This window comes from Neobacillus sp. WH10, assembly GCF_030123405.1.
In the GTDB taxonomy this organism is placed as follows: Bacteria; Bacillota; Bacilli; order Bacillales; family Cytobacillaceae; genus Neobacillus.
Map to the genome: position 1 here is coordinate 772,421 of NZ_CP126110.1, position 24,333 is coordinate 796,753.

Genomic DNA, 24,333 nt, shown 5'->3' on the forward strand with positions numbered 1-24,333 from the left:
CTAACCGAATCTCTTACAGACATAATAAACAAAAGCATACAATCCCAGTAATGGTACCAAGGATTCCTCCTGCAAGGACATCTGAAGGATAATGAAGTCCTAAATAAATTCTGGATATTCCCACACAAACCCCTAAAGGAATGAGAACAAATGCCAATTGCGGGTTGAATAAGACATAAGGGGTCACAACAGAAAAGATTGCTGTTGTATGGCCCGATGGGAAAGAATGATCTTGTAATGGGTTAGCAGGAAACTTTGTTTTTTCTATCATCAAATAAGGTCTTTTTCGTGGAAACAGCTGCTTGATGATTTGGACAGGTATATGACTGGCTGATAGCGCAAGAGCGCTGGCGATTGCTGTCAGTTTGGGCTCACCTGATGATAAAAGTATAAGGAGAAAAGTGGCTGCAATGGTAATGTCAGCTCCTCCAAGATGTGTTACTGTACGGAAAAAAAGATTTAACAGTTTCTTATCAAAATGGCGGTTTACCTGTAGCAACACCCGGCATTCGAAGCCATAAAATGCATGGATCCATCTCATCATGATCGCTTCCCCTTTAAAAATATTTCATTCAAACGTATCATTTGTGTTCGGAAGGTCAGGTCTTCCTATTGATCGATAAATAATCGGATACTGCCTAATTTCTTGAAGTGGATAACAATTTCGCCCATCAATCACAATCGGTTCCTTCATATGGGTTAGATATACCTCCAATGGGAGATGCTTGATTTGGTCCCAGTCTGTGGCGATGAGAGCAAGGTCTGCATTTAGGAGTGCCTGCCGAATTTCTTCGGTATACTCTATGGCGTTCCCTATGATCCTTCTGGCATTTGGGATGGCAATAGGATCATAGGCAGTGACAACGGCGCCTGCCTCGAGCAATTCTTTTATAATTGTTATAGCAGCTGACTCACGAATATCATCTGTATCTGCTTTAAACGCTAATCCGAGTAAGGCGATTTTTTTTCCTTGTAACGAACCAATTATTTCTTTCGCTTTCAAAACAGGCAGAGATTGTTGACGGTTATTAACGTTAATGACTGCTTCAAGCAATTCATAACGTTGCTTGAAATCCCCGCTAAGCTGAATAAGTGCTTTTGTATCCTTAGGAAAACAAGAGCCTCCATATCCAATTCCTGCTTTGAGAAAGTGATGGACAATTCGTTTATCTTGACCAATTCCATAAGCTACTTCTTCAATGCAGGCCCCGACATTTTTGCAAATGTTGGCCATTTCATTGATAAAACTAATTTTTGTTGCTAAAAAGGCATTGGCAGCGTATTTAATCATTTCTGCACTTCTGATGTCCGTTTTCATAATCGGAATTTTCAATGGCAGATAAAATTGTTCCATAAAAGCTGCCGCTTCAGAATGATTGGTGCCAATCACAATTCGGTCTCCATGGAAAAAATCATGAATCGCAGAACCCTTGCGAAGAAATTCTGGATTTGCAACCACTTCTACTTGGAGGTTAGGAGGTTTTCTGCTTTCAATAATTTGTTGAATAAGCTCGTTCGTACCTACTGGAACCGTGCTTTTTGTACAAACAATCACATCCTGCTCGATGTAGTGAGCGATTGTATGGGAAACCACATGTATGTATTTTAGGTCTGCTGAACCATCATGGTTTTCGGGTGTCCCGACTGCAATGAAAATAATATCAGCTCCTGAATAGGCCTGATGAGGAGACGTGGTAAAATGCAGCTGCTTGTTACACAGATTTTTTTCTAAAAGTTCCTCTAATCCCGGCTCATAAATTGGTGAACGGCCGCATTGGAGCATGTTAATTTTCTCTTTTTGAATGTCAATGCACGTTACCTGATGCCCTAATTCAGCTAAACAAGCACTAGCGACTAATCCTACAAATCCCGCTCCAGCAACTGTTACCTTCATCCAATCCCTCCAATGAATTTGTTTACTTCATTTTATTAGGAAATAATGGATTTTTTCTTAACCTACTGTAAAAAGAGTGTAAAGACTGTGTGTAGTTATTAAAAATACTTTAAATTAATAATACTTGAAATCGAGATAAATGCGAGGTACACTATAAATGGAGGTGAACACTAGGAGTTTTTCCTCCGTTTTTATAGAAAATTGTCAGTGGTATGAATGAATGAAGAGATAAAATCCATATTAGAATTAGGAATAATAAATGCAGCTTCTAAAAAAAACAGTGGGGGAATGGAGTAGAATGGAGAATTTTCATCAAAAACCAAGTATATATGTCGGAGAGGTTAATATTAAAGTTAAAAACCTAGATAATGCAGTAACCTTTTATCAAAATATCATAGGTTTTCAAGTATTAGAGAGAGCAGAAAGTAAAGCGGTCTTAACCACAGACGGGAAAACACCGCTATTAACGCTTGAACAGCCTGATGATGTCATTCCGAAGGCAGGAAATATGTCAGGTCTGTACCATTTCGCGATTTTGCTGCCATCACGAGCTGATTTATCTGTCTTTTTACGGCACTTGATTCAGACTGGTTATCCACTAGGGGCAGCGGACCATTATGTGAGCGAGGCGTTGTACCTTAATGATCCGGACGGCAATGGAATCGAAGTCTACCGAGATCGCCCTTCTTCGGAGTGGACTTGGAAAAACAATTTAGTTGAAATGGCAACCGAACAGCTGGATTCAGAAGGAATTCTTGCAGAAAGTGATGCGGAATGGAAGGGCCTTCCTTTTGGAACAGTCATGGGTCATATTCATCTTCACGTAGGTGATCTTCAAAAAGCAGAGGAATTTTACACAAAAGGGCTTGGTTTTGACGTTGTCAGTTACTATCCACAAGCGGCATTTTTGTCCACAGGAGGTTATCATCATCACATTGCCATCAACACATGGCAGGGAGTGGGTGCACCTACACTGCCAAAAAATAGTGTCGGTTTAAATTGGTACACACTTGTCTTTCCTAGTGAAGTAGCAAGAGAGAACGTGATTAAACAACTGCAGCAAGTTGGCGCCCCGGTAAAGAAAGAAGCAGATTATTATGTAACAAGTGATCCATCAGGAAATCAAATCCGATTAGTGGTTTAAAATCTTAGACGCATGTAAAAAGAGTGAACCCTGCAATTTGGGCAGGGACCACTCTTTTTTTATTATTTTGCAAAAAATAGTCATAAAAGTAGAACAAGCGATAGGTTGATTAGTTAAAGTGTACAGGTCAATATTGTAATCTTTAATATTATATAAATGAGCGAAATTTCTGCAGGATAAAGAAATGCGGAAAGGAGTAAAATGATGAGAGTTTCTTATGGCAAATGGACTAAACATAAATTAATGTCTCAGGATGATCTGCTTATTGGATATCTTCCTGATACCGTATACTTTACGGAAGAGACATTATGGGGAATGCTGGAGAAACATGGAAAGGTGATGTTAAAGCCATGCTTTGGTTATCAAGGACTTGGAGTGATCCAACTATCAGCTTTAGAAAATGATCACATTGAACTTCATAAAGAATACAAAAAAATTATTTTAAATGGAAAAGAGGAGACCTATTCCTATCTAAAAGAAAACCACTTTTCAAGGAAAAGACCTCGCTATATCGTACAGCAAAAAATTCCCCTTGCCACCATAAATAATAATCCTTTTGATTTGCGTGTAATGGTACAACGAAAAAGAAATTCTTTAGAATGGGTCATAACCGGGAAATTGGCAAAGCTTGCGGCCAATAATTATGTTATAACAAATGCGGCAAAGGCGATATTATCCCTGGAAGAGGCCGTGCAAAGATCAACACTAAATAATGAGCAAACTAACAATATAGTAACGGAGTTAGACCAGGTTTCCCTGATAGTTGCTGAACAATTAGCAAAATCTTATCCCAATATTCGTGCTTACGGCATTGATTTGGGGATTGATCAGGAAGGGAAGATTTGGATTATCGAAGCAAACTTATCACCTTCTATTTTCATGTTTAAACTACTAAAGGATGGCTCCTACGAAACAATTAGATGTTACCAAAAAGGATAATTTTTTAAAAATTCCCAATGCACCATCAAGGCGGTTTTTAGCCTATACAAATTATTTGGTATTGAATATAAATTAGGATAAAGGTCACAAAGGCGGTTTGTTTGGAGGGCGGAGATTAGCAAATGGAAACCATAGGGGTTTTACTTTCCATTAGGGAATGGAATCAATTAAGACGAAAAAAAAATAAACAAGACGGAATTTGGCATCTGTTTTCCAAAAAAGGGGAAGAGATCAACCTGAAAATTGTTTATTTCACGCTTCATCAGACTTCGTTACAGCTATTAAAAACGGAAGCAATTGAAATCGAAAAAAATTCGGGTATAAAAAAGTCTAAAGTAGATATTCCATCGATTATTTATAATCCAACAAAGTTTTACCAAAAAAAGTATATTAAAATGTTAAGAGATCTGTCAAACCATCCTAAATTTCAGGTTATCAATGAGCACCATATCATTAAGAAAAAAAACTTATTTGAATTACTTCGTGCACAACCTGATTTCGACAAGCATCTTAATAAAGGAAAAGAAAATGACCAAAATAATGCTCCTTTGACCTTTTATGTATTGGGACAAAAAAGTTCGAATATGGAATGGAAAATTCCAATTATTTATGTAAAAGACTCAAGTGGGAAAAAATTCACCATCGAGGAAGCCGTTCCATTATTAGAACATCAACCTCAAAATCATAAGGATATAAAGGAATTCCTGAATGTGCATAGTCAAAAGCTGTTGAAAATCATTCATTTTTATTATCCAGGGGTCTATGAAATTGGAATACTGTATTCAATAAATAACAACGGCCATATTGATATCAGTTCTACTTGTTCCTTCAATATTATTATGAAAGACCTTTATACTTGGAATAATCAACTTTGTCAGAAAATCTTCGAAAGCTCATTAAAGGTCGCAAAGGAAATGTTTCAACAAAATGCTATTCCAGATGGAACGAACAAAAAAAATCAGCCAAAAACTTCATTAAGTAGAAACGAAAGTTCCTCAGGTTCAGTTAAAGAAAAGAAAAAAATAAAGAATTTAAATAAAGATGATTTGCGCGTTTGGATAAAACTTATACCCTTTGAGGCTGAAGAGATGACAATTAAATTGCCTGGCGGGTTAATACACTCTTCAATCAGCGAGCTTAACGTACTCCAATTTGGCATCAAAGAACAGCCATGTAAGATAGATATAGAGGGGGGTGTTCTGTTAAAATACAACACTTATTATGCCCCTATTGAAATATTAATCTCTACTTCCCTGTTAGCAAAGTTGCACATACCACAAGACATGGTTTATCAACTAAAGGTTTCCACAGACAAAGTTATTATCGGACCAACTATTGGTTTACTATTAGGAGAAAAAAATCAGATTTATAATCCTGCATATATGGAAAAGTTCTCAGATCGACTAGGGATATATGAAAATTTCGGCGGTTTAGTGATTGCCTTTTCCTCTCGTTCCGTTGATTGGGAGGAAAAAATAGCATACGGAATGATTTATAATCCCACAAAAAAAAATTGGGAATATGGAACTGCGCCAATACCTGATGCAATATATCGTCGAAATTTTCATCAGAAACCGGGGTGGATAAAACAATTAATCGAACTAACAGATGAAAAGCTATTCAACTCTTATCACTATAAAAAGTCAGATCTTTTACTGCTGCAAAATGATAAGAAAATAAATAAACATTTGCCGGATACTCATCTTTTTAAGAATATGAATGAATTAATTGAATTTGTAAATAAAAAGAAAAAAGTTATTCTAAAGCCTGTAAGTCTATCCCGCGGACGTGGCATTTTTTTCATTGAAAAGGGTTTAGGGGAACGTAAAGGTTATGTACTTCATGACCATAGAAAGGGATTTCGACTCCAGCACCACATTCCTGATGCAAAGGGTTTAAAGGAAATGCTAAAGGATTTAAATGTTTTACACGACAAGTATTTGTATCAAACCTATATTCCACTTTTAAAGATTAATAATCGCCCGTTCGATGTTAGGGTAGTGATGCAAAAATATGATAAGGAGCACTGGATTTGTACGGGTATTGAATGCAGGGTCGCTGGTGAAAACGAGGTCTTAACGAATATTGCTAGAGGTGGAGAGGCAATGACCTTGGAAGAAGTGGTCTCGCAAGCAGGTAATCATCTAACCTTTGAAAAGGTTGAAAGAAATGTTTTAAAAGTATGTAAAAAATTTTGCGATCTAATGGATAAAAAAGATGAACATTATGCTGAGTTCGGATTAGATATTGGTCTAGATAAAGAGGGCTATCCGTGGATTATTGAGGCAAACATTTTTCCCAGCTTTAAAGGCTTTAAAGCAATGGACTATAATAGGTATTTAAAGATCCGCTATCAGCCTCTTATTTATGCTGTCCACTTACAAGGATTTGCCGTAACGGAAACAGGGGAGGGGACTATAGATGAAATTTTTCATCCAAACAATTCCCTCGACTAGCTCGACTATTTCAATTCCTTTTACTGAATTAGACAAATTGTCATTGCAGGGAAAGCAGACTATTACGATAAGTATTGGGGTTATTCAGAAAAACGCTGTTCTTTCACACCATAATGACAATGATCGATGTATCTATATTTCTTCTGATTTATTAGAAGCTATGTCACTTCCGGAATTTATTGAATATGAAATAAAAATCCAAGATGACATCTTGTTTATTGGGCCAATTTTGGGTATGTTGGTTCGCGGTAAAATCGCTGAAATGAATTTACCTAGAATTAAGATTTACAAGAATTATTTAATTGATTACCAACACGTCAATGGCCTTATTGTTCTCTTTACTTCCGATGGAATAAATTATAAGAAAAAGTTGGTTAATGGTTATGCGTATAATCCAATCAATAAGGAGTGGGTAGAAGGGATATTCCCTTTTCCTTCAGCAGTTTTTCTCAGAAAATCCATTAAAGAATCGTCACGAAAAAAATTACAAAAATTAATTGGAAATAACTTTTTTAATTCACATATTTTTAATAAATGGGAAATGTGGGAATGGTTTTCTAAAAGTGAACAATTAAAGCAAAACCTGCCCGAAACCGTTTTGGCAGAAAATATGGAAGAAGTTAAAAAGTTAATGGCTGTTTATCAGAAAACTTTTATTAAGCCTAGGGCTGGTATGCAAGGGACAGGAATCTTTCAGCTTTCAATGGTTGGTAAGGAGTATACACTAAGCTATCGTGTTAAGGACAAAAATTTTAAGACAATATTGGATAACTGGGAAGCGGTTCAACTATATTTGCAATCAGAATTAAACTTACAGAATTATATTGTTCAACAGAAAATCCCTTTACTCCGAAATAATAACCGCGTTATGGATAATCGGGTCATTGTTGTAAAAGATCAAAATGGAGCGTGGTCTGTTTCAGGTATGGTAACAAAGTTTGGGGATATAGATAGTATAGTCAGCAATATATCAAGCGGCGGTTCAGCCGAAAAAGGCTGGCAGGCTCTCGTGGAAATGTATCAGGGTGATTCTAAGCAGGCCTTTAAAAAATATATGGAAATAGAGAAGTTAGCCATTACATGTTGTGAGGTATTGGAAAGTAAAGGGCTGCACCTAGGCTATATCGGTATAGACATTGGGATTGATGAAAACCATCATCTTTGGGTGATTGAAATTAACAATCGTAACCCGGATATGACGATAGCCTTGGACGCTAATGATTTTCAGCTATACTATAAAACTAAATCAGCTCCATTCCATTATGCTAAATGGTTAGCTGGCTTTGGGGGTGAAAAAAGGGATGCTTTATGAAGTAAATGCTGAAGCTTTATCCAGCAATTCACTATTCTTACCTGAGTCAACTGCCAAATCTTTTGGAATTGAAAACAAGCAAACTGTTACATTATCTTTTGGAAAGAGAAAAATACCTGTAACGGTAAACAAAGTACATTCAACTAACGATAGCAGGATTTTCGTTAGTAAGAATGTAAGATCTGAGCTCTTAATTGATACCAATGTAAAATACGAAATGGCTTATTCAAACAATGAATTAATACTTGGACCGATCATTGGATTGTTATTGGGGAAATCTGACGTCAGATTGCAAAAATATTTGCAGAATTATTTAATTTATACGATGTTATACGAACAAATAAATGGAGTTTTATTTGTTTTTTGCGAACAACAAATCGATTTTGCCAACGAAAAAATTACCGGTTATGTGTTTGATCCTTCTACACCTGATAACTGGAGAAAAGCAGAATTGCCTTTTCCTAGGGCAGTTTTTAGAAGGGTTGAACTATCGAAAAAAACGCTAACCGGCCTTCAGGAAAAAATAGGGGCAGGCTTTTTTAACGCTCAATATTTTGATAAATGGCAGTTTTGGAATTGGATGTCGCCTTATGAGGAACTAGGGAAGCATCTTGCTGAAACGACAAATAAAGTGACATTAACCAACGTTAATACATTCATTGAAAAATATAACGGTGTCTATTTAAAACCTAAAAACGGCTCAAGGGGCCAAGGGATCTATTATATATCAAAGAAGGAAAATCAATATCTCATTCTGGAAAATTATCAAGACAATATTCAACAATTATCAAGTGAACAAATGACTAAATTTCTTTCAAAGCACTCGTTTTTTTTGTTGCAGCAGCCGATCCATCTTCATACCTTTGAGGATCGAAAAGTTGATTATAGGGTCATCTTACAAAAAGATGGAACAGGTCATTGGCAATGTACAGGAATTATCGCGAGATTTGGAAATACTAATGCCATTTCTTCCAATTTTAAAGCAAATGGCTTTGCTATGGAGGGAACGTTGGCATTAATGACCCAATTTGGCTATGACGAATTAACAGCGTTTAAGAAAAATCAAGAAATTATCTCCATTTGTACAAAAATGGCTTGTACGATAGACGATATTGCAGGTGCTTACGCTGATTTAGGGATAGATATTGGTATTGATAAAGATGGTAAGGTTTGGGTCATTGAAATGAATAAGAGGCCGGATCACGACTTTCCGTTATTTATAAATGATCGTAAAATGTATTATTCCGTTAAATCGAATCCGGTTTTGTATGCAAAGTATATTGCGATGGGCAATTAAGGTGTTTTCTGCTTACTGATTACAAAAAAATTAATTGAAATAACAAATGACTCCAGAGTAATACCGGAGTCATTTTAATATATAACGAAAGGAGATCTAACTGATAGATTCTTCATCCATTTGATAAAGCTTTAATGCATTGGGGGCATGAATAGTAATTAAATTTTTTATATCATCAGCTAAGGCAAAATTATAGTTTTTACTTTGATTTCGATTTGATAATTCAACTTTATTCTTATATGTTAGACCAGTAAGTTCTTCAAAAACTTGTGGATTTTTAATGATGTCTTCATATTTCAAAAGATGAATCTCATTACTAAATGATAAGTAGCGCTGACAAAATAAATCGTAAATTTTAACAAAAGTGAGAAGTGATTTATCACTTGAGCAGGTTATTTCCCGAAGTTCTTTCCAAAATGGCTCTGCATACGGCATCCGGCCATTACTAATATAAAGATTTAATGACTTCCAAGACAAGATTGTTGGAACGGGGTGTCTTACAATCGCAATGATAGAAAATACATCGGTTTCTAATAATTGGGGGAGGATACCCGTATAATGTTCATTGTGCTTCATACCTAACAAAAAGTTTTCATTTTCTATTTCAAAGGTAAACGCTCCATGTTTTCGGACGCTGACCCGCCGCCCATATCTTCTTTTAGAATAATAGTTTGTAAGCGGGGTGCCATCTTCGTTGCGGGTATCCATAATTGGTTTATTTTCTATAATTCTTCGACGGATATTTTTATAATCATTCATTACACATTCTGTCACCCTATTAACATCTTTGATGTTTTTAAACCACTTTGATTGCCATCGCGGCTCACTTAAGCAAACTGCATTTTTCAAACTATCTAATAAGGCCGCAGATAATGTAGTACCTCCTCTTGGAATTCCCGTCATAATTACATCTTTTTTGAAATCAGTCATTTTTTTGTGCCTCCTTGTTGGTATGACAGTAGAAAGGTGAATAATAACAAGTTAAACGCTAGTGGTGATTTCATACTTCTATTTACAGTTTATGTAGATGTACGTTAAGTCGGACTAGTTATCTTGCTCAAAAATAGCCTTCCAAGCCTTTACTCCCTCCGTAATGGGATATCTCTCCTCCAGAGTTTATGTCGCCCTGAAGTAATCGAAATCTTAATCAAAGGATTGAAAAAATTCATAAAAGAAAAGAGCTGTCTTAGAGGTAACAGCTCTTTTTCATTAGAGTTCGAATCCAAATTCCCCAATCGTATGATCTTCATTATGAAAGTCTGAGCCGCCTGTCATTAGGATGTTATACTTTTTTGCTAGATTTTTATATCGGATGATGTCTTCTTTGCGATGTTTACGATGCCAAACTTCAATTCCATCAAATGAAAGCTGCATTAATTCCTCTACTAATGAATCATCTTGAATAAGTAAAGGATGTGCTAAAACAGCTATCCCACCAGCGTTATGGATCAAGGTTAATCCCTCATTTGGAGAGAGAACCATCTTATCCACTGCACATGGTTTTCCATCTCCTAAATAAAGATCAAATACTTCTTGAGTATTTTTAGCATATCCTTTATCAACCACTGCTTTTGCAATGTGAGGGCGGGCAATTACGTCGCCCTTACTGTATTTTTGAACATCATCTAATGTAATTGCCATCCCCAATTCGCAAAACTTATTTACAATCAATTGAGAGCGATTAAAACGATGCTCCCTCATTTTTTGTAAAACATTGGATAACTCATTTGATTCATGAATATAATAACCTAAAATATCAATGTTTTTTCCGTTAAACTTCGTGCTTAATTCAATACCTTGGATAACTGTTACATTCAATGTTCTTGCCATTTGTAATGCCTCTTGAATTCCATCTGTTGTATCATGATCTGTTATGGCAATAGTAACTAATCCTTTTTGCGCTGCCATTTTTACAACTTCACTCGGGGAAAAGCTGCCATCTGAAGCGGTTGTGTGCAAATGCAAATCAAAATAACCATTCTCTAGGATTTTCTTAATCTCCAATCAAATTCTCTCCTTTTTTATTATTATATGAAGCATTCTCTCATCGGAATAGGTCAATTATAAAGGATAATATACCTCAGTTTTGGCAATATATCGTCCATTTCTATTTTAACTCCGCAAATACTCAACCTTAAATAAATTGCATTTCATATACTATTTTGATCCTATCTAAGAATGGAGAATGATTAAGGAGGATAACAATTGGAGAAAAATAAACAGCAATTCCCAGATTCTCATAAAAACATGCCTGATTTCGTAATTATTGGTGCGATGAAATGTGGAACGACTACACTTTATGTTAAACATCCGTCAATTGTAAGAGCGAAAACGAAAGAGCTTCATTTTTTCGATGTAGAGAAGGAATTTAGAAAAGGTTTAGATTGGTACAAAAGCCAGTTCCCTTTACTTCATAGTAAACTATAAAATAAACAAGATTTAATAACAGGTGAAGCATCACCAAGATACCTCTTCATACCAGAAGTTCCTGAAAGGGTATTTAATGCCATGCCGGATGTAAAGCTAATTGTATTGTTAAGAAGTCCCGTTGATAGAGCATACTCTCACTATCACCATTTAAAAAGGAGGGGTGTGGAAAAATTAACTTTTGAGGAAGCTATTAATCAGGAGGGAGACGGAATTTTCCGAAAATATAATAATAGAACCTATTTAGCAAGAGGAAAATATGTAGAACAATTGAAAAGATGGATGAACTTTTTTCCAAAAGAACAGATTTTGATTATAAACAGTGAAAATTACTACCATGATCCAATAAAAGGTTTAAATCAAGTTTGTCAATTTTTAGACATATCTGAATGGAATTATAAGTACACGAAGAACGGTAGTTATCGATACCCTAAAATGGAGAAGCATATGAGGGAAAGATTAATTCAATACTTTAAACCGTATAATGAGGAATTGGAGGATTATTTGGGGGTTAAGTTTAATTGGGATCGCTAATGAAAAGAATGTTACCGTGCTTCTGTAAAGAAGGCGGTTTTTCTTAAATTGAGGAGGGAAGAACTAGGAATATAAAAAGAGGCGTTTCAGCCTCTTTGTGTAAATTTGTTGGAAGCTTTCAATGATGAAGATCTTTTGGCAGTGGGGCTAAAAAGACCGCAACAATGTTCCTCCACATAATAAACTTATTGAATAAAATCTTTTACTATTTTCCTGTTTCATTCTCTTTCTGTTTGAAGTTTTTGGAATTTGTATCCCAATAAATCAATTTCTTTTTTTAAGTACTTTTGAACATTTTCTTTTTGTTTATCATTATATTGTGTACTATAATGTTTTTTTGTTTTTCCTAAAATTATCTTTTGCCTTTGGCAGCCAACCATCCCAAGGAAGACCAATCTCTGGCGATATAGGAGTGATAATGTCATTTTCACCACAATATCTTGACAATGAAATTTCGATGCTTGTTCCAGCCCTTTTCAACTATAGTAGTATTTTTATGCCGCTAATAAATAAGATCACTGCCAAAATGAATCTAAGCGGTTTTGCAGGTACTTTTGTGGAAAGATTACTACCTAATATAACTCCGGGTATTGACCCTATTAATAGATTAAATGCCAAGAGATAATCGACATTACCAAGACCTGCATGCAGGATCCCAGCCACAGTAACTAAACCAAAGGCATGAGCAATATCTGTGCCAACAACACTCGATGTTTTTATTCGATAAATGTACAACAATGCAAGTGCAAATAAGGAGCCTGACCCAATCGATGTGAGACCTACAACAAATCCTAAAAAGAAACCAATCAGAATGGTTAGCCCTTTTTTCCCTTTTATAGCGTCGGTCTCCCCAAGTTTAGTTTCAAAGCGATTACTAAAAAAGTTTTGAAAAATCATTGCGGCGGCGACGAAAATGAGAACATACCCAATGGAATGCTTAATAATCAGTTCTAGGTTTTGAAAATAAAAGTCAAAGACCCTCGGTAAAACGATTGCGATTACCGCACCTGGAATACTTCCGAAAGAAAAATACAAAACTAACCGGCCATTAATTGTTTTCTTTCTCCAATGCTGGATTGTTCCAAACAATTTTGTTATAGAATTATAAAATAGGTCGGTTCCAACAGCTACGATTGGGTTTATTCCTATTAGCATTAAAATCGGAGTTAAAAGTGCTGCACCTCCTACTCCAGTCAAACCAACAAGAAACCCAACAAACATCCCCATAATAATAATTCCTATTTCCATTTTCACTCCCCTATCAATCTTTATTGGATTAAATCTACTACCAAACTGTAGAAAGGTGTTTAAAACAAGTCATATGGTAGTGATGATTTCTTATTTCTTATTACAGAATATGTAAATGTACGTTAAGATGGACTAGTTATTTTGCTGAAAAAGTAATATAAAGAATTAAATATAGTAAAAATAATTTAAATGTACTGACCCTTAACAGATAAGTATTACCAGTATCTCGTTAGCTGGCAATTAAATTTATATTAACTTATTTAATTTTCCTGGTCTTTTGCTTGTTTTATATACATGCCGTTTCCATTGTTTCAATCTATTCATACACTGAATTGTTAACAAACTTGGTTCCTTAAAGCTATAAAATGCGGTTTTTTACCGAATAGGTAAAAACAATTAGAAAGGGGAGTAGCATTTTGAATAATAATGGTGAGCCAAAGAATAATGTTTTCTGGCATCAATCAGCAATCAAAAAAGAAGATCGAGAAAAACAACACGGTCATAAAAGTATAATGATTTGGTTTACGGGATTATCAGGATCAGGAAAGTCAACCATTGCCAATGCTCTTCAGCATAAATTATTCCAAAAAAACATTAATGTTTATTTATTGGATGGAGATAATCTCCGTTATGGCATAAATAAGAATCTCTCATTTACTGCTGAGGATAGGCAAGAAAACATAAGAAGAACAGCTGAAATAAGCAAACTGTTTGTAGATGCTGGAATCGTTGTAATTGCTGCACTCATTTCTCCATTTGAAAAAGAGAGGTTAAATGCAAGAGCACTTTTTAAACAAGGTGAATTTATTGAAGTATACATCAAATGTTCCCTTGAGGAGTGTGAAAACAGAGACCCGAAAGGACTTTATAAAAAGGCTAGAAAAGGAGAATTAACCCAATTTACTGGAATTGATCAGCCTTATGAAGAACCAAGAAATCCAGAAATCGTTATTGATACAAATAAATTATCAATTGATGTATCAGTTGAAATTCTCATTTCATACCTCTTCGATAAAGCTAGTCTTGTATTAAATACAAAGGAGTGATTGATTTTGACATTAAGTATTCCTCACGGCGGTAAGTTAATTAATCGAGTAGACTTAGATTACAATTTTTCTGCTCTTTCATCTGAGATTGAAATGGATGCAATGGCACTTTCTGATTTAGAGTTAATCGCAAATGGAGCATACAGCCCGCTAGTTGGTTTTCTAGGAAAAAAAGATTATGAATCTGTAAAACAGAATATGAGATTAGCAAACGGGATTGTTTGGAGTATTCCTATTACCCTTCCTGTTTCAGAGAAAGCTGCACAGAAGCTAAGGATAGGGGAAAAGGTGAGACTAACATTTAAAAATGAAACTTACGGTGTATTAGAGCTACAAGAGCTTTATACACCCAATAAAAAAGAGGAAGCAGAAAAAGTATATCAAACAACAGATCCCAATCATCCTGGTGTCAAAAAACTTTTGGAACGTCCTAATGGTTATGCAGCAGGTCCTATTACATTAACAAAAATTCCACCCAAACATCCTGATTTTAACCTCTATTACAAAACTCCCTTGGAAATAAGAAAGGAATTTGAAAAAAGGAATTGGAACACAGTTGTAGGTTTCCAAACGAGAAATCCTGTTCACAGAGCTCATGAATATATCCAAAAGACAGCACTGGAAATAGTTGACGGCTTGTTTTTAAATCCCTTAGTTGGCGAAACAAAATCCGATGATATTCCAGCGGCTATTCGATTGAAAAGTTACGAAGCTTTATTAAAAAACTATTACCCAAATGACTGTGTATATTTAAGTGTTTTTCTTGCAGCCATGAGGTACGCTGGCCCAAAAGAAGCTATCTTCCACGCCCTTGTTCGAAAAAATTATGGCTGTACACATTTCATTGTTGGACGCGACCATGCTGGAGTTGGTAATTATTACGGAACCTATGATGCACAAAAAATCTTTAAACAATTTAGCTTTGAAGAGATTGGCATCATGATTCTTTCCTTTGAACATAGCTTTTATTGTACAAAATGTAAAAGTATGGCTTCAAGTAAAACGTGCCCTCATGGAAAAACTGACCATTTACATTTATCAGGTACAAAGGTTCGAGAAATGCTCCGTAACGGGATTACTCCTCCTCCGGAGTTTAGCCGGCCCGAAGTGATTGAGATCTTAATCAATGGGTTAAAGAATTCAGAATGAAAGCTGCAAATCAACGATAAAGGTTATGGCATAAAGCCCCAAACATTTTTCACGAAATTGAATACCTTATTTATTATGAGATTGTCCTTTTCAATAAGAGTTAAATTGAATAGGGATGAATATGGATATATGCTAGGAAATTAAAGAAAGGGTGAATAGCTATTGATTGGACAAAATGAGGAGAAAAGTGGTATTTCGATTATCGCTTGTACGAATAAAATAGGTCTCATAGATAATATTTTTTCGAATTTTGAGAATCAGATATGGGAGGATAAAGAATTAATTATCATTCTAAATAATGATTTATTAAATCTTGAAGATAGCTTAAAGAAGGCAGAAAAATACAAGTGCACAACTGTCTATCAGCTCCCGCAAAGATTTTCCTTAGGAAAATGTCTGAATTTTGGAGTCGACCAAGCAAAATATGATTATATTGCGAAATTTGATGATGATGATTATTATGGACCATCCTATTTAAGTGAGGCAATGAGTGCATTTAAGAGAACGAATGCCCATGTGGTTGGGAAACGAACTGCTTTTATGTACAGTTTAAATTCTAAGCAACTAAGACTTCTTGTTCCTAGAAATGAGGAAAGGTGGGTAAAACAGGTTCGAGGTGGAACGATTATCGCAAAGAAAGAAGTGTTCAGTAAAGTTAGATTTCCAAATAGATCATTAGCGGAAGATGTATTTTTTTTATCCGCCTGTAGGAAAGCAGGCTTTAAAATTTTTTCAACCAGTCGGTACAATTATTCCTATATTAGGAGAGGTGATGGAACTCATACTTGGAAACCTAAATCAGGGTATTTACTGCGGAAATCTATAGCGATTAGAAATACAAATGACTTTAAAATGTTCGTAAATAAAAACCCTGATACGGATGAGAATGGCTGAACACACTTCATTTTTGGACAAGACCATGATGGAATTGTAATTATCGCAGGAGATCTTTTACAGAGAGGGTGAATATATATTGACTGTTGAAAATAAGGGTGTTTCGATTGTTGTTTCTACAAATAAAGTAGGTTTCTTAGAAAATATTTTTTCGAATTTTGAGAATCAGAATTGGGAAACGAAAGAATTAATTATTATATTAAATAATGATTCTTTAATACTTGAAGATTGGGTAAATAGGGCAGAACAAACCGATCATGTAACTGTATATCAACTTCCTCAAAGCGTTTCCTTAGGTGCATGCCTAAACTTTGGGGTAAATAGAGCGAAGTATGAATATATTGCGAAATTTGATGATGACGATTATTATGGACCATTCTATTTAACAGAGGCAATGAACACTTTTAAAAAAAAGAATGCAGATATAGTGGGAAAACGAACTTATTATATGCATAATTCCCTAACGAAGGAGCTAAGACTCCGTTTTCCAAGAAGGGAACACAGGTTTATATCGAAAGTTCATGGTGGAACCATTATGGCAAAGAAAGAAGTGTTCTGTAAAGTTAGATTTGCAAATATTTCATTAGGAGAAGATGTGAATTTTTTATATCGCTGCGTGGAACACGGCTTTAAAATTTATTCAACTAGCCGATACAATTATACCTATATTAGAAGAGATGATGGAACCAATACTTGGAAGCCTAGATCACAGTATTTAAAGGCGACATCTTTAAGGATTAGAAATACAGATCACTTTAAAGCGCATGTGAATAGATATTATGATACGGATTAGAATGGCAGCACACTTTTCATCGTTGGATGAGACCATGCTGGAGTTGGCAATTATAAGGCCCCCAAATGATAATCTTTTGGGGGCCTATTCCTTGGTTTAGAGATTTAATTTTGATGAAAGAATCTCATATAGTATTCATCAAAAGCTCGCAGATAATCGTTCATCATACTATAAAAAACGCTCTACTTTTGGTCACGCTCATTTATCAATTTTTTCATTTTATCTATATTTCCTCTATTTTTAGTATAACGTTTAAATAATTTATTATTATTGCCAATGTTGGGATTTCCACGAAATCCAACTTTTGGATGCCATAAATGATAGATTGAGGTAGATTTTAGCCTAATAAACGGTCCACATACAGTATTCATTGCATCTTTAAATGCATTATCTTCTCTCCCCCATCCTACAAACCTTTCATCAAATCCCTTAACCTTGTTAAAGTTTTCTCTAGTAACAATATTCACTCCACTAATTGGTTTAGACTTCTTAAATTTCCGTTCTTTATATTTTACTTTAAATGGTAAAGGCCATTGGGGAGAATGAACTAGTAGTTTTTCAGTACTTGATTCTGATAGATCTTGCCATGTGAAGTAAGGAATAACCCAAGCATGTTGATCAAGTAGCCTCATCCCTTGAACTAAGATTTGGGGGTCATAAAAAACATCAGCATCAGCAATAACAAAAACATCCCTTGTAGCCTGTTTAGCTGCGATATTAATGGCTTGGGAACGATTAAAAGGTTCACTAAGAGTTTCACCAATACACAATTCCACTTCAGGCATCATGGTTTCATAAAAAGCCTTAACCCATTTAAATAATCTATCTCTTAAACCATTGTCCGGTTTGTAAGGGATCAAAACAGAAACATTATTTAACATCATCTTCCTCCTTAACTTTAAATAGCTGATTATTTTAAAGAAAACTCGCCGATTGGCGAGCCGTTAGGCGAAGACAGAGGCGTAGTTGCACTTATGCCTGATAGGAAAGGTAAACTTTCCTATCGGCTAAAAAAAGCCTTGTCTCACTTATCAAATCTATTAAATTATCCTGCATTATCATATTCACAATAAGCTTTTATGAAAAGGACATTGTCCTACCGAACAGAAATTATTTCATATGCCATCTCTATACCAATGTAAGTGTCAAAATAAAATTAATCCATATGTCTAAGATATTATCGGATTTTCCAATAACATTTCTGATCATAGAGAATAGGATATTAAAGTTAAGACAAGCACATTAACATGTTAAAAGGAATGGTAAAAAAAATGAAAAGAGGGATCACTTTAAAAAAGAAATTCAAACAAAAATGGAAAAAAATTAAAAGAACAAAGAGATCTAAGAGATCTAAGGACCATCATTATAAAGCTTTGATAGCCGAATATTTGGAAGAGGATCTAAGCAAAGCTTCAGACACCTTTCCCTCGCTTAAAGAAAGATTGGATCGAGTTGATGATTATTTTGAGGAAAATAAAGCTAATAGCATTACTGAACCAAATGAATTAGAAGTTGCCTTTGGTATTTCTCTAAAAAGTAAAAAAGTATCTCGCAATTGGACTACAGTTCAGAACAATTTATCAAGAACACTGAGAACAATATTAAACAACACTGACCAGAACTTTCGGATAATAATTGCGGGACATGAGAAACCAAATATAGAAGAAATTAATCATGAGCGTGTTACATGGTTATCTGTTTCATTTTCACGCCCAAAATATATTAGTCAATATAGTATCGAAATTTCGTAAACGTATAGTTATTGGAGCCTATTTAAGGAAAACAGGGTTTGCAGGATACTTTATGCCACTCGATGCGGATGATTGGATACACTATAGATTTGTTGAATTTATTAGGACAGCCCCCGTTTCTGATGCGTTTATTTTAAACAAGGGATGTATGGCTAGTTTGATAAATCAACAGGTATGGGTAAAGGATCTTTTTTTTATAGGCTGCGGAAGTAGTGCCGTATTTTATTTTTCCAACAAGGATTTCCCTAGGACCTCAAGAATGAACGATGTTGTGAAAACAAAATTTAAATGGGCAATTTGGTCTCATCATAAGGTTACATTATTTCTTAAAAATAAAAATTTTAGAATGGTCGATTTTCCATTTGTTACTTGGGTTCTCTTTCATGGAGATAACAATAGCATAATAAAAAGGAAATTAAGCAGTAAGGTATCTCCGCAAATTTTTAATGTTATTCCCGAAAACCTTGAAGATTGGTTTTATAAATACTTTAAAATAAATAATTTTTGAAAAGAAAACAGGATTATTTTACCTATGGAAAAAACTATCTGTTTTTAAAGGGACAATTTGGACGAGATCTACCTTTCTTTGTTTCCAGCCAGTGGTAAAAAGGTAAATACAAATCCCTGCATGTATTAGTTTAATACCTAAGCATGTTTCCACTAATTGAATAGGATAAAGCAGAAACATTCATTCAGAAGGGTTGGGAGCATTATTGAATGATGAAACATTACAAAAGAAGATAAAAGGAGTATCTATTGTAACCGTAACAAACAGACTGGATTACATCGATAACGTTTTTTCAAGCTATGAAAATCAAATCTGGCCGGAAAAAGAACAGATCATTATTTTAAATAATGACTCAATGAATCTACTTGAGTGGGAAGAATATGCAAAAAAGTATAACCAAGTTTCCGTTTTTCAACTTTCAGATCATATTACTCTAGGAAGATGTCTAAACTTTGGGGTAAACAAAGCAAAATATGGCTATATCGCGAAATTTGATGATGATGACTATTATGGTCCTTTGTTTTTAACAGAAGCTATGAACACGTTTGAAAAAGAAAATGTTGATGTAGTAGGAAAACGCACTTGCTATATGTATAATTCTCTAACAAAAGAACTAAGGATCCGCTTTCCAAAAAGAGAACACAAGCGAGTTTCAATTCTTCAAGGTGGAACGATTATTGCAAAGAAAGAGATAATGGAAAAAGTGCCCTTTCCGGATAAAAACGTTGGCGAGGGATTGAGCTTTACCCAAAGATGCCGAGCGAAAGGCTATCGTATCTGTTCCACAAGCAGATTTAATTTTGCCTATATCAGACATGGTGATGATTCACATACATGGAACCCATCCACAAATTACTTCAATCAAACCTCAAAACGAATCGCATTTACCGATAATTTTCAGGAATATGTTAACCCAGATTAGTAAGCCGGTAAAAAGAAGGTGAAATATGATTAAAATTATTCATATAACTGAACCTGACATGATTGAATTTTCTATGAAACTTGCGAAAATTCATGATATTAATGTTTCAAAACTAATCATTAAAATCGGAGTATGGGTTAGGGAAATGTTTGTTAGAATTAACGACGAATTACCCGAGGATACGATTGGTATACCAATAGAATTAAAACAATCCTTTACACTTCCAGAAGAACTTTCTTATGAAATTGTTATAAAAAATCGTTATCTAACAATAGGACCTTTAATAGCTTTTTTGGCCTATCGGGGCAAGAAAAATATGTCTCCGCAAAAACTGGAATTGTTCAAACACCGTTTTAAAAATTACAAAAAAATTAATGGGCTAGTATTTATTTGTGCTGCAAAAGGGATTAATCCATCAACGAAAACCATTGAAGGGTATTATTATAATCCTAATGGGAAAAACCCAGAAACAAGATGGATTTACGGTGTGTTTCCTTATCCAAATACAGTATATAAAAGAAAACTTATAAAGGGGTATCGGTACAATGATTTGATTTCATCAATCGGAGATCGAATTATTAATTCTTTCTTTTTTTTAAAGGCCGATATTGCCAAAATGAGCCAGCAAGATAAAAATTTTCAAAAATATTTTCCTTATACTGAAATGCTTGATACTGAAGAGCAATTAAGCAAGTTGATTAAACACTATCATGTTATTTATATAAAACCTTCAAATGGACGCCAAGGTATCGGAATCTATAAAGTAACCATGGACCTACATGGAAATTATCAATTTATGGATAGAATGAAAAAGGTTCTTTGTCTTGGGAAAGGTGAACAGTTAAATAAATTTTTAAATAAATGTAAAGGCAAAAATTACATTATTCAACAGGGGATTGAATCTTTAGTTAATAATCAACAGATAGATTTTAGAGTATATGCCCAAAAAAATAAAATGGGGCAATGGGTTTGTCAAGGAATGATTGGCCGATTGGCCAAAAAGGGCGCGGTTGTAACAAATTTATACTTTACAGAAAAATTGCTGCCAGGCCTTGAAGCTATTAAAACAATCTTTAATACGGATCATGCCAAGGCAATAAAAATCCAAGGTGAGATTTATAAACAGTGTATTGCTGTATGTGAAGAATTAGATAAGAAGTTTGGGAATAACGGTGATGTTGCAATAGATGTTATTGTAGATGCTAATCAGCGAGTATGGATCCTGGAGATTAATAAAGATTTCGGCTATCGAAGTCTCGTAAAGCTGAAAAATCGCAAGCTGCTTCGTACACTCTATACGACTCCTTTCGAATATGCAAAGACATTAGCTGGTTTTTAACGATCCGGCATTCCAAGGTAGTTGTATAACCGTGGAGGTTTGATAAATTGGGAAACTCATATATTGGAATTTTGGTTGATGGATTGGTGTATAGCGGAATTAAGCGGGGTTATTCCTATTATGAACGCGTAGCTTTTTATGAAGAGGCAGGTAAAAGATTTGATTTAATGCCATGTTTTTTTCGGTTAGGGGATGTATCACCAGATTCGGAATGGATTCAGGCATTAGTGAAAGAAACGAATGGCAGATACAAATTGAGAACTATTCCTATTCCTTCGGTCATTCATAATCGAGGTCTTTTTTTTACGAAACAAGCAAAGGTTAAACTGTTAAATCTTCAAAATGCAGGTTTTACGATTTTCAACAGCTGGAATCGTTATAGCAAAATGACTGTTCATGAAATTCTAATACAAAATGAAGAATTACGTCCCCATTTACCTGAAACTAAAAGAGCAAGTATAGAAAATCTCAAAGAGATGATGGAAAAACATACTGAGCTGATCATTAAGCCTAATAGCGGAAGCCTTGGCGGCGGGGTGATGATGGTCGAGAGAACAGATAATGAAGTTTGGACAGTTAACCACAATCAAAATAAGGAGTTTTTTTCGAGTGAATTACCGGGAATCCTCCGGAAAAGGGCTGCTAACAGATATTATTTGATTCAACAGCGTATCCCGCTAGCTAAGTATCAAGGCAGCCCGTTTGATTTGCGTGTATCGGTGCAAAAAAACGGCTCAGGAGAATGGCAGGTAACAGGAATCGTTGGAAAAGTAGCTAAACTAGGAAGTTACGTGACCAATGTGGCAAAGGGTGGAACGTGTAATTCTCTTCGAGAATTAGTAGACGGCTCTCCTGGACTGGATTATGACAATGTCTATAAGAATATTGAAGATTTCTCCATTAAAGCAGTAAAGGAATTAGTCATTCAGTTCCCTAGCCTGGCAGATGTGGGTTTGGATATTGGCATAACAGAAGATGGTTTTCCAATGTTTATAGAATGTAATGGACGCGATTTAAGAATTACCTTTGGTAAGGCCAAAATGCTGGATGTTTGGAAAGCAACATATACCACACCAATAAGCTATGCCCGGTATCTTATAGATTTAAAGACTGAACAGGAGTAATTTTTATGAAAACTCTCAAACTTTCTGATTTTATTGGCACGATAAATGGGAAACTGCTGCAAGGAAATCCCGATGACGAAATTCGAAAAATAGTAAAGAAGGCAAACAATCTTAGTGAACATTCTTTGTATTTTCACAGTGGTAAAAAAGCAATAAGGGATGATTGCTTACTGGGAAAAACAAATTATACTGTTGTAACGGAAGATCAAGATATCCTCTCAAAGGTATCAGAGACAGCAAGCGTCATTTTGGTTGCGAATTGTAAGGATTCATATTGGAGATTTATCGATTATTATCGAAATCAATTTCAGATTCCAGTTATCGGGGTAACCGGCACATGTGGAAAAACAACAACAAAGGACATGATTAAGCATATTTTAACCCGAACTATGAAGGTCCATTCTACCCTTTTCAGTCAAAATGGTCTTCATTTAAACTTGCACTATTTGCTGGGATTAAATGAGCAAACGGAAGCAGCGGTATTTGAAATGGGTGTTGCATACCCTGGCAATATTAAGAATAGCGGAAAATATTTCAAACCCACAATCGGAATCATAACGAACATTGGTGAAGCGCATTTAGAGGGCTGTAGGACGTTAGGAAATTATATCAGGGCAAAGGGAGAAATGTTAGACGTTTTATCCGATGAAGGAATATTATTCATTAATGCCGATGATCAAAATATTAAAACTTTACCAATTGCTTCATTTAAAGGAAGGGTCCTTTCGTTTGGTAAGGATCCGGCAGCTGAATATAGAGCTGAGAATATCCAATTTGAGAATAATAGGATGCTTTATACTTTGCATGTTGAGAACCACGAATATAGAGTGTCTATCCCTGGGTATGGAGAGCACAATGTATATAACAGTCTAGCGGCCATTGCCTCAACAACTGTTCTTGGTATTCCAATCGAAGAGGCGATTCAAAGGCTCAGTACGTATAGAACAATGGAGCGGCATGTGAAAATATATAATGGTGCGGGTAACATAACTGTGATTGATGATACTTGGAGTTGTAATCCAAGCTCTGTAAAGTCAGCCATCGATGTTCTTAAAAAGACCTCAGACGGGAAGACAGAAGTACTTGTCCTTGGGAAGATGCAGCGACTTGGAAATCAAGTAAGCAAACAGCATATTCAAATGGGGAAAACGATAATAGATGTTGGCGGGGTTGATCATTTAATTACAGTTGGTTCATCAGCAAGGCTGACAGGTGAAAGTGCGATTGCATTAGGAATGTCCCCGGATAAAGTTCATCCTGTTATGGATGCATTAGAATTGGAAGCCAAATTAGCTGAAATTCGAAAAGAAGAAATGATGATTTTATTTAAAATGTCACTGGGTAAAATGGACCCTTCATTCCGAAAGGTAGTAGAAAAGTATCGATTTACCTAATAAGAATTGTGAAAAACCGCTGTGGTTCCATGGCGGTTTTTAAGTGTCATTCGTTTTAAAAATTACATACGTTATGGTATATCTATTTTTTTATGGGCTATAGGAAAGTAAAACTTTCCTACTAGGCATAGGTCTACTAAGGAAAGCTTCGGGGAATAAAGA

Annotated in this window: 23 protein-coding genes; 17 read left to right on the forward strand and 6 right to left on the reverse strand. The window is 35.2% G+C overall.

The window, feature by feature from the left end:
• Positions 1-13: 13 nt before the first annotated feature.
• Entirely contained in the window at positions 14-544 is a 531-nt protein-coding gene (locus QNH20_RS03550) for a phosphatase PAP2 family protein (RefSeq protein WP_283921556.1), read from the reverse strand.
• Positions 545-568: 24 nt separating this feature from the next.
• A complete protein-coding gene (locus tag QNH20_RS03555) occupies positions 569-1,894 on the reverse strand; it encodes a UDP-glucose dehydrogenase family protein (protein WP_283921557.1) in 1,326 nt (441 codons plus the stop codon).
• 298 nt (positions 1,895-2,192) lie between these two features.
• On the opposite strand from QNH20_RS03555, the gene QNH20_RS03560 reads away from it, so the two are divergent.
• The 5 genes from QNH20_RS03560 (at position 2,193) to QNH20_RS03580 (ending at position 9,042) form a co-directional block, all read left to right on the forward strand.
• Entirely contained in the window at positions 2,193-3,038 is an 846-nt protein-coding gene (locus tag QNH20_RS03560) for a VOC family protein (RefSeq protein WP_283921558.1), read from the forward strand.
• Positions 3,039-3,239: 201 nt separating this feature from the next.
• Entirely contained in the window at positions 3,240-3,977 is a 738-nt protein-coding gene (locus QNH20_RS03565; protein ID WP_283921559.1) for a YheC/YheD family protein, read from the forward strand.
• A gap of 122 nt (positions 3,978-4,099) precedes the next feature.
• Positions 4,100-6,433, forward strand: coding sequence for a YheC/YheD family endospore coat-associated protein (locus tag QNH20_RS03570; protein WP_283921560.1), 2,334 nt, complete (start codon positions 4,100-4,102; stop codon positions 6,431-6,433).
• The gene (locus tag QNH20_RS03575) at positions 6,399-7,745 is read left to right on the forward strand and encodes a YheC/YheD family endospore coat-associated protein (protein ID WP_283921561.1); all 1,347 of its coding nucleotides are present in this window, start codon (positions 6,399-6,401) and stop codon (positions 7,743-7,745) included. Before QNH20_RS03570 ends, QNH20_RS03575 begins: the two co-directional genes overlap by 35 nt.
• A complete protein-coding gene (locus QNH20_RS03580) occupies positions 7,735-9,042 on the forward strand; it encodes a YheC/YheD family endospore coat-associated protein (RefSeq protein ID WP_283921562.1) in 1,308 nt (435 codons plus the stop codon). Before QNH20_RS03575 ends, QNH20_RS03580 begins: the two co-directional genes overlap by 11 nt.
• 96 nt (positions 9,043-9,138) lie before the next feature.
• On the opposite strand, the gene QNH20_RS03585 is transcribed toward QNH20_RS03580, so the two are convergent.
• Entirely contained in the window at positions 9,139-9,972 is an 834-nt protein-coding gene (locus tag QNH20_RS03585; protein WP_283921563.1) for a sulfotransferase, read from the reverse strand.
• Between the two features lie 279 nt (positions 9,973-10,251).
• A complete protein-coding gene (locus QNH20_RS03590) occupies positions 10,252-11,046 on the reverse strand; it encodes a PHP domain-containing protein (protein WP_283921564.1) in 795 nt (264 codons plus the stop codon).
• 201 nt (positions 11,047-11,247) lie between these two features.
• Here QNH20_RS03590 and QNH20_RS03595 point away from each other — a divergent pair, with 201 nt between their 5' ends.
• Both QNH20_RS03595 and QNH20_RS03600 read left to right on the forward strand, forming a co-directional pair.
• Positions 11,248-11,469, forward strand: a complete 222-nt coding sequence (locus QNH20_RS03595; protein ID WP_283921565.1) for a hypothetical protein — start codon at positions 11,248-11,250, stop codon at positions 11,467-11,469.
• A gap of 48 nt (positions 11,470-11,517) precedes the next feature.
• Positions 11,518-12,003 (forward strand): sulfotransferase domain-containing protein, encoded by a 486-nt coding sequence (locus QNH20_RS03600; protein ID WP_283923340.1) that lies wholly within the window; start codon positions 11,518-11,520, stop codon positions 12,001-12,003.
• A 480-nt stretch (positions 12,004-12,483) separates the two neighbouring features.
• On the opposite strand, the gene QNH20_RS03605 is transcribed toward QNH20_RS03600, so the two are convergent.
• The gene (locus tag QNH20_RS03605; RefSeq protein ID WP_283921566.1) at positions 12,484-13,251 is read right to left on the reverse strand and encodes a sulfite exporter TauE/SafE family protein; all 768 of its coding nucleotides are present in this window, start codon (positions 13,249-13,251) and stop codon (positions 12,484-12,486) included.
• A 416-nt stretch (positions 13,252-13,667) separates the two neighbouring features.
• Here QNH20_RS03605 and cysC point away from each other — a divergent pair, with 416 nt between their 5' ends.
• From cysC to QNH20_RS03625, 4 genes are all read left to right on the forward strand, one after another.
• Complete coding sequence (cysC, locus tag QNH20_RS03610) at positions 13,668-14,297, forward strand: adenylyl-sulfate kinase (RefSeq protein ID WP_283921567.1); 630 nt, start codon at positions 13,668-13,670, stop codon at positions 14,295-14,297.
• Positions 14,298-14,303: 6 nt separating this feature from the next.
• Complete coding sequence (sat, locus tag QNH20_RS03615) at positions 14,304-15,446, forward strand: sulfate adenylyltransferase (RefSeq protein WP_283921568.1); 1,143 nt, start codon at positions 14,304-14,306, stop codon at positions 15,444-15,446.
• Between the two features lie 162 nt (positions 15,447-15,608).
• The gene (locus QNH20_RS03620; protein WP_283921569.1) at positions 15,609-16,340 is read left to right on the forward strand and encodes a glycosyltransferase family 2 protein; all 732 of its coding nucleotides are present in this window, start codon (positions 15,609-15,611) and stop codon (positions 16,338-16,340) included.
• A 79-nt stretch (positions 16,341-16,419) separates the two neighbouring features.
• The gene (locus tag QNH20_RS03625) at positions 16,420-17,133 is read left to right on the forward strand and encodes a glycosyltransferase family 2 protein (protein WP_283921570.1); all 714 of its coding nucleotides are present in this window, start codon (positions 16,420-16,422) and stop codon (positions 17,131-17,133) included.
• Positions 17,134-17,315: 182 nt separating this feature from the next.
• Here QNH20_RS03625 and QNH20_RS03630 read toward each other — a convergent pair whose 3' ends face one another.
• On the reverse strand, positions 17,316-18,017 hold the full coding sequence (locus tag QNH20_RS03630; protein ID WP_283921571.1) for a glycosyltransferase family 2 protein: 702 nt from the start codon (positions 18,015-18,017) through the stop codon (positions 17,316-17,318).
• 363 nt (positions 18,018-18,380) lie between these two features.
• Between QNH20_RS03630 and QNH20_RS03635 the strand changes: the two genes are divergently transcribed.
• The 6 genes from QNH20_RS03635 (at position 18,381) to QNH20_RS03660 (ending at position 24,171) form a co-directional block, all read left to right on the forward strand.
• Positions 18,381-18,884, forward strand: coding sequence for a hypothetical protein (locus QNH20_RS03635; RefSeq protein WP_283921572.1), 504 nt, complete (start codon positions 18,381-18,383; stop codon positions 18,882-18,884).
• On the forward strand, positions 18,808-19,392 hold the full coding sequence (locus tag QNH20_RS03640) for a hypothetical protein (RefSeq protein ID WP_283921573.1): 585 nt from the start codon (positions 18,808-18,810) through the stop codon (positions 19,390-19,392). The genes QNH20_RS03635 and QNH20_RS03640 overlap by 77 nt, the downstream gene beginning before the upstream one ends.
• 205 nt (positions 19,393-19,597) lie before the next feature.
• Complete coding sequence (locus QNH20_RS03645) at positions 19,598-20,314, forward strand: glycosyltransferase family 2 protein (protein ID WP_283921574.1); 717 nt, start codon at positions 19,598-19,600, stop codon at positions 20,312-20,314.
• Positions 20,315-20,339: 25 nt separating this feature from the next.
• Positions 20,340-21,653, forward strand: coding sequence for a YheC/YheD family endospore coat-associated protein (locus QNH20_RS03650; protein ID WP_283921575.1), 1,314 nt, complete (start codon positions 20,340-20,342; stop codon positions 21,651-21,653).
• A gap of 47 nt (positions 21,654-21,700) precedes the next feature.
• Positions 21,701-22,777, forward strand: a complete 1,077-nt coding sequence (locus QNH20_RS03655; RefSeq protein ID WP_283921576.1) for a YheC/YheD family endospore coat-associated protein — start codon at positions 21,701-21,703, stop codon at positions 22,775-22,777.
• 5 nt (positions 22,778-22,782) lie between these two features.
• Positions 22,783-24,171, forward strand: coding sequence for a UDP-N-acetylmuramoyl-tripeptide--D-alanyl-D-alanine ligase (locus tag QNH20_RS03660; RefSeq protein WP_283921577.1), 1,389 nt, complete (start codon positions 22,783-22,785; stop codon positions 24,169-24,171).
• Positions 24,172-24,333 lie beyond the last annotated feature (162 nt).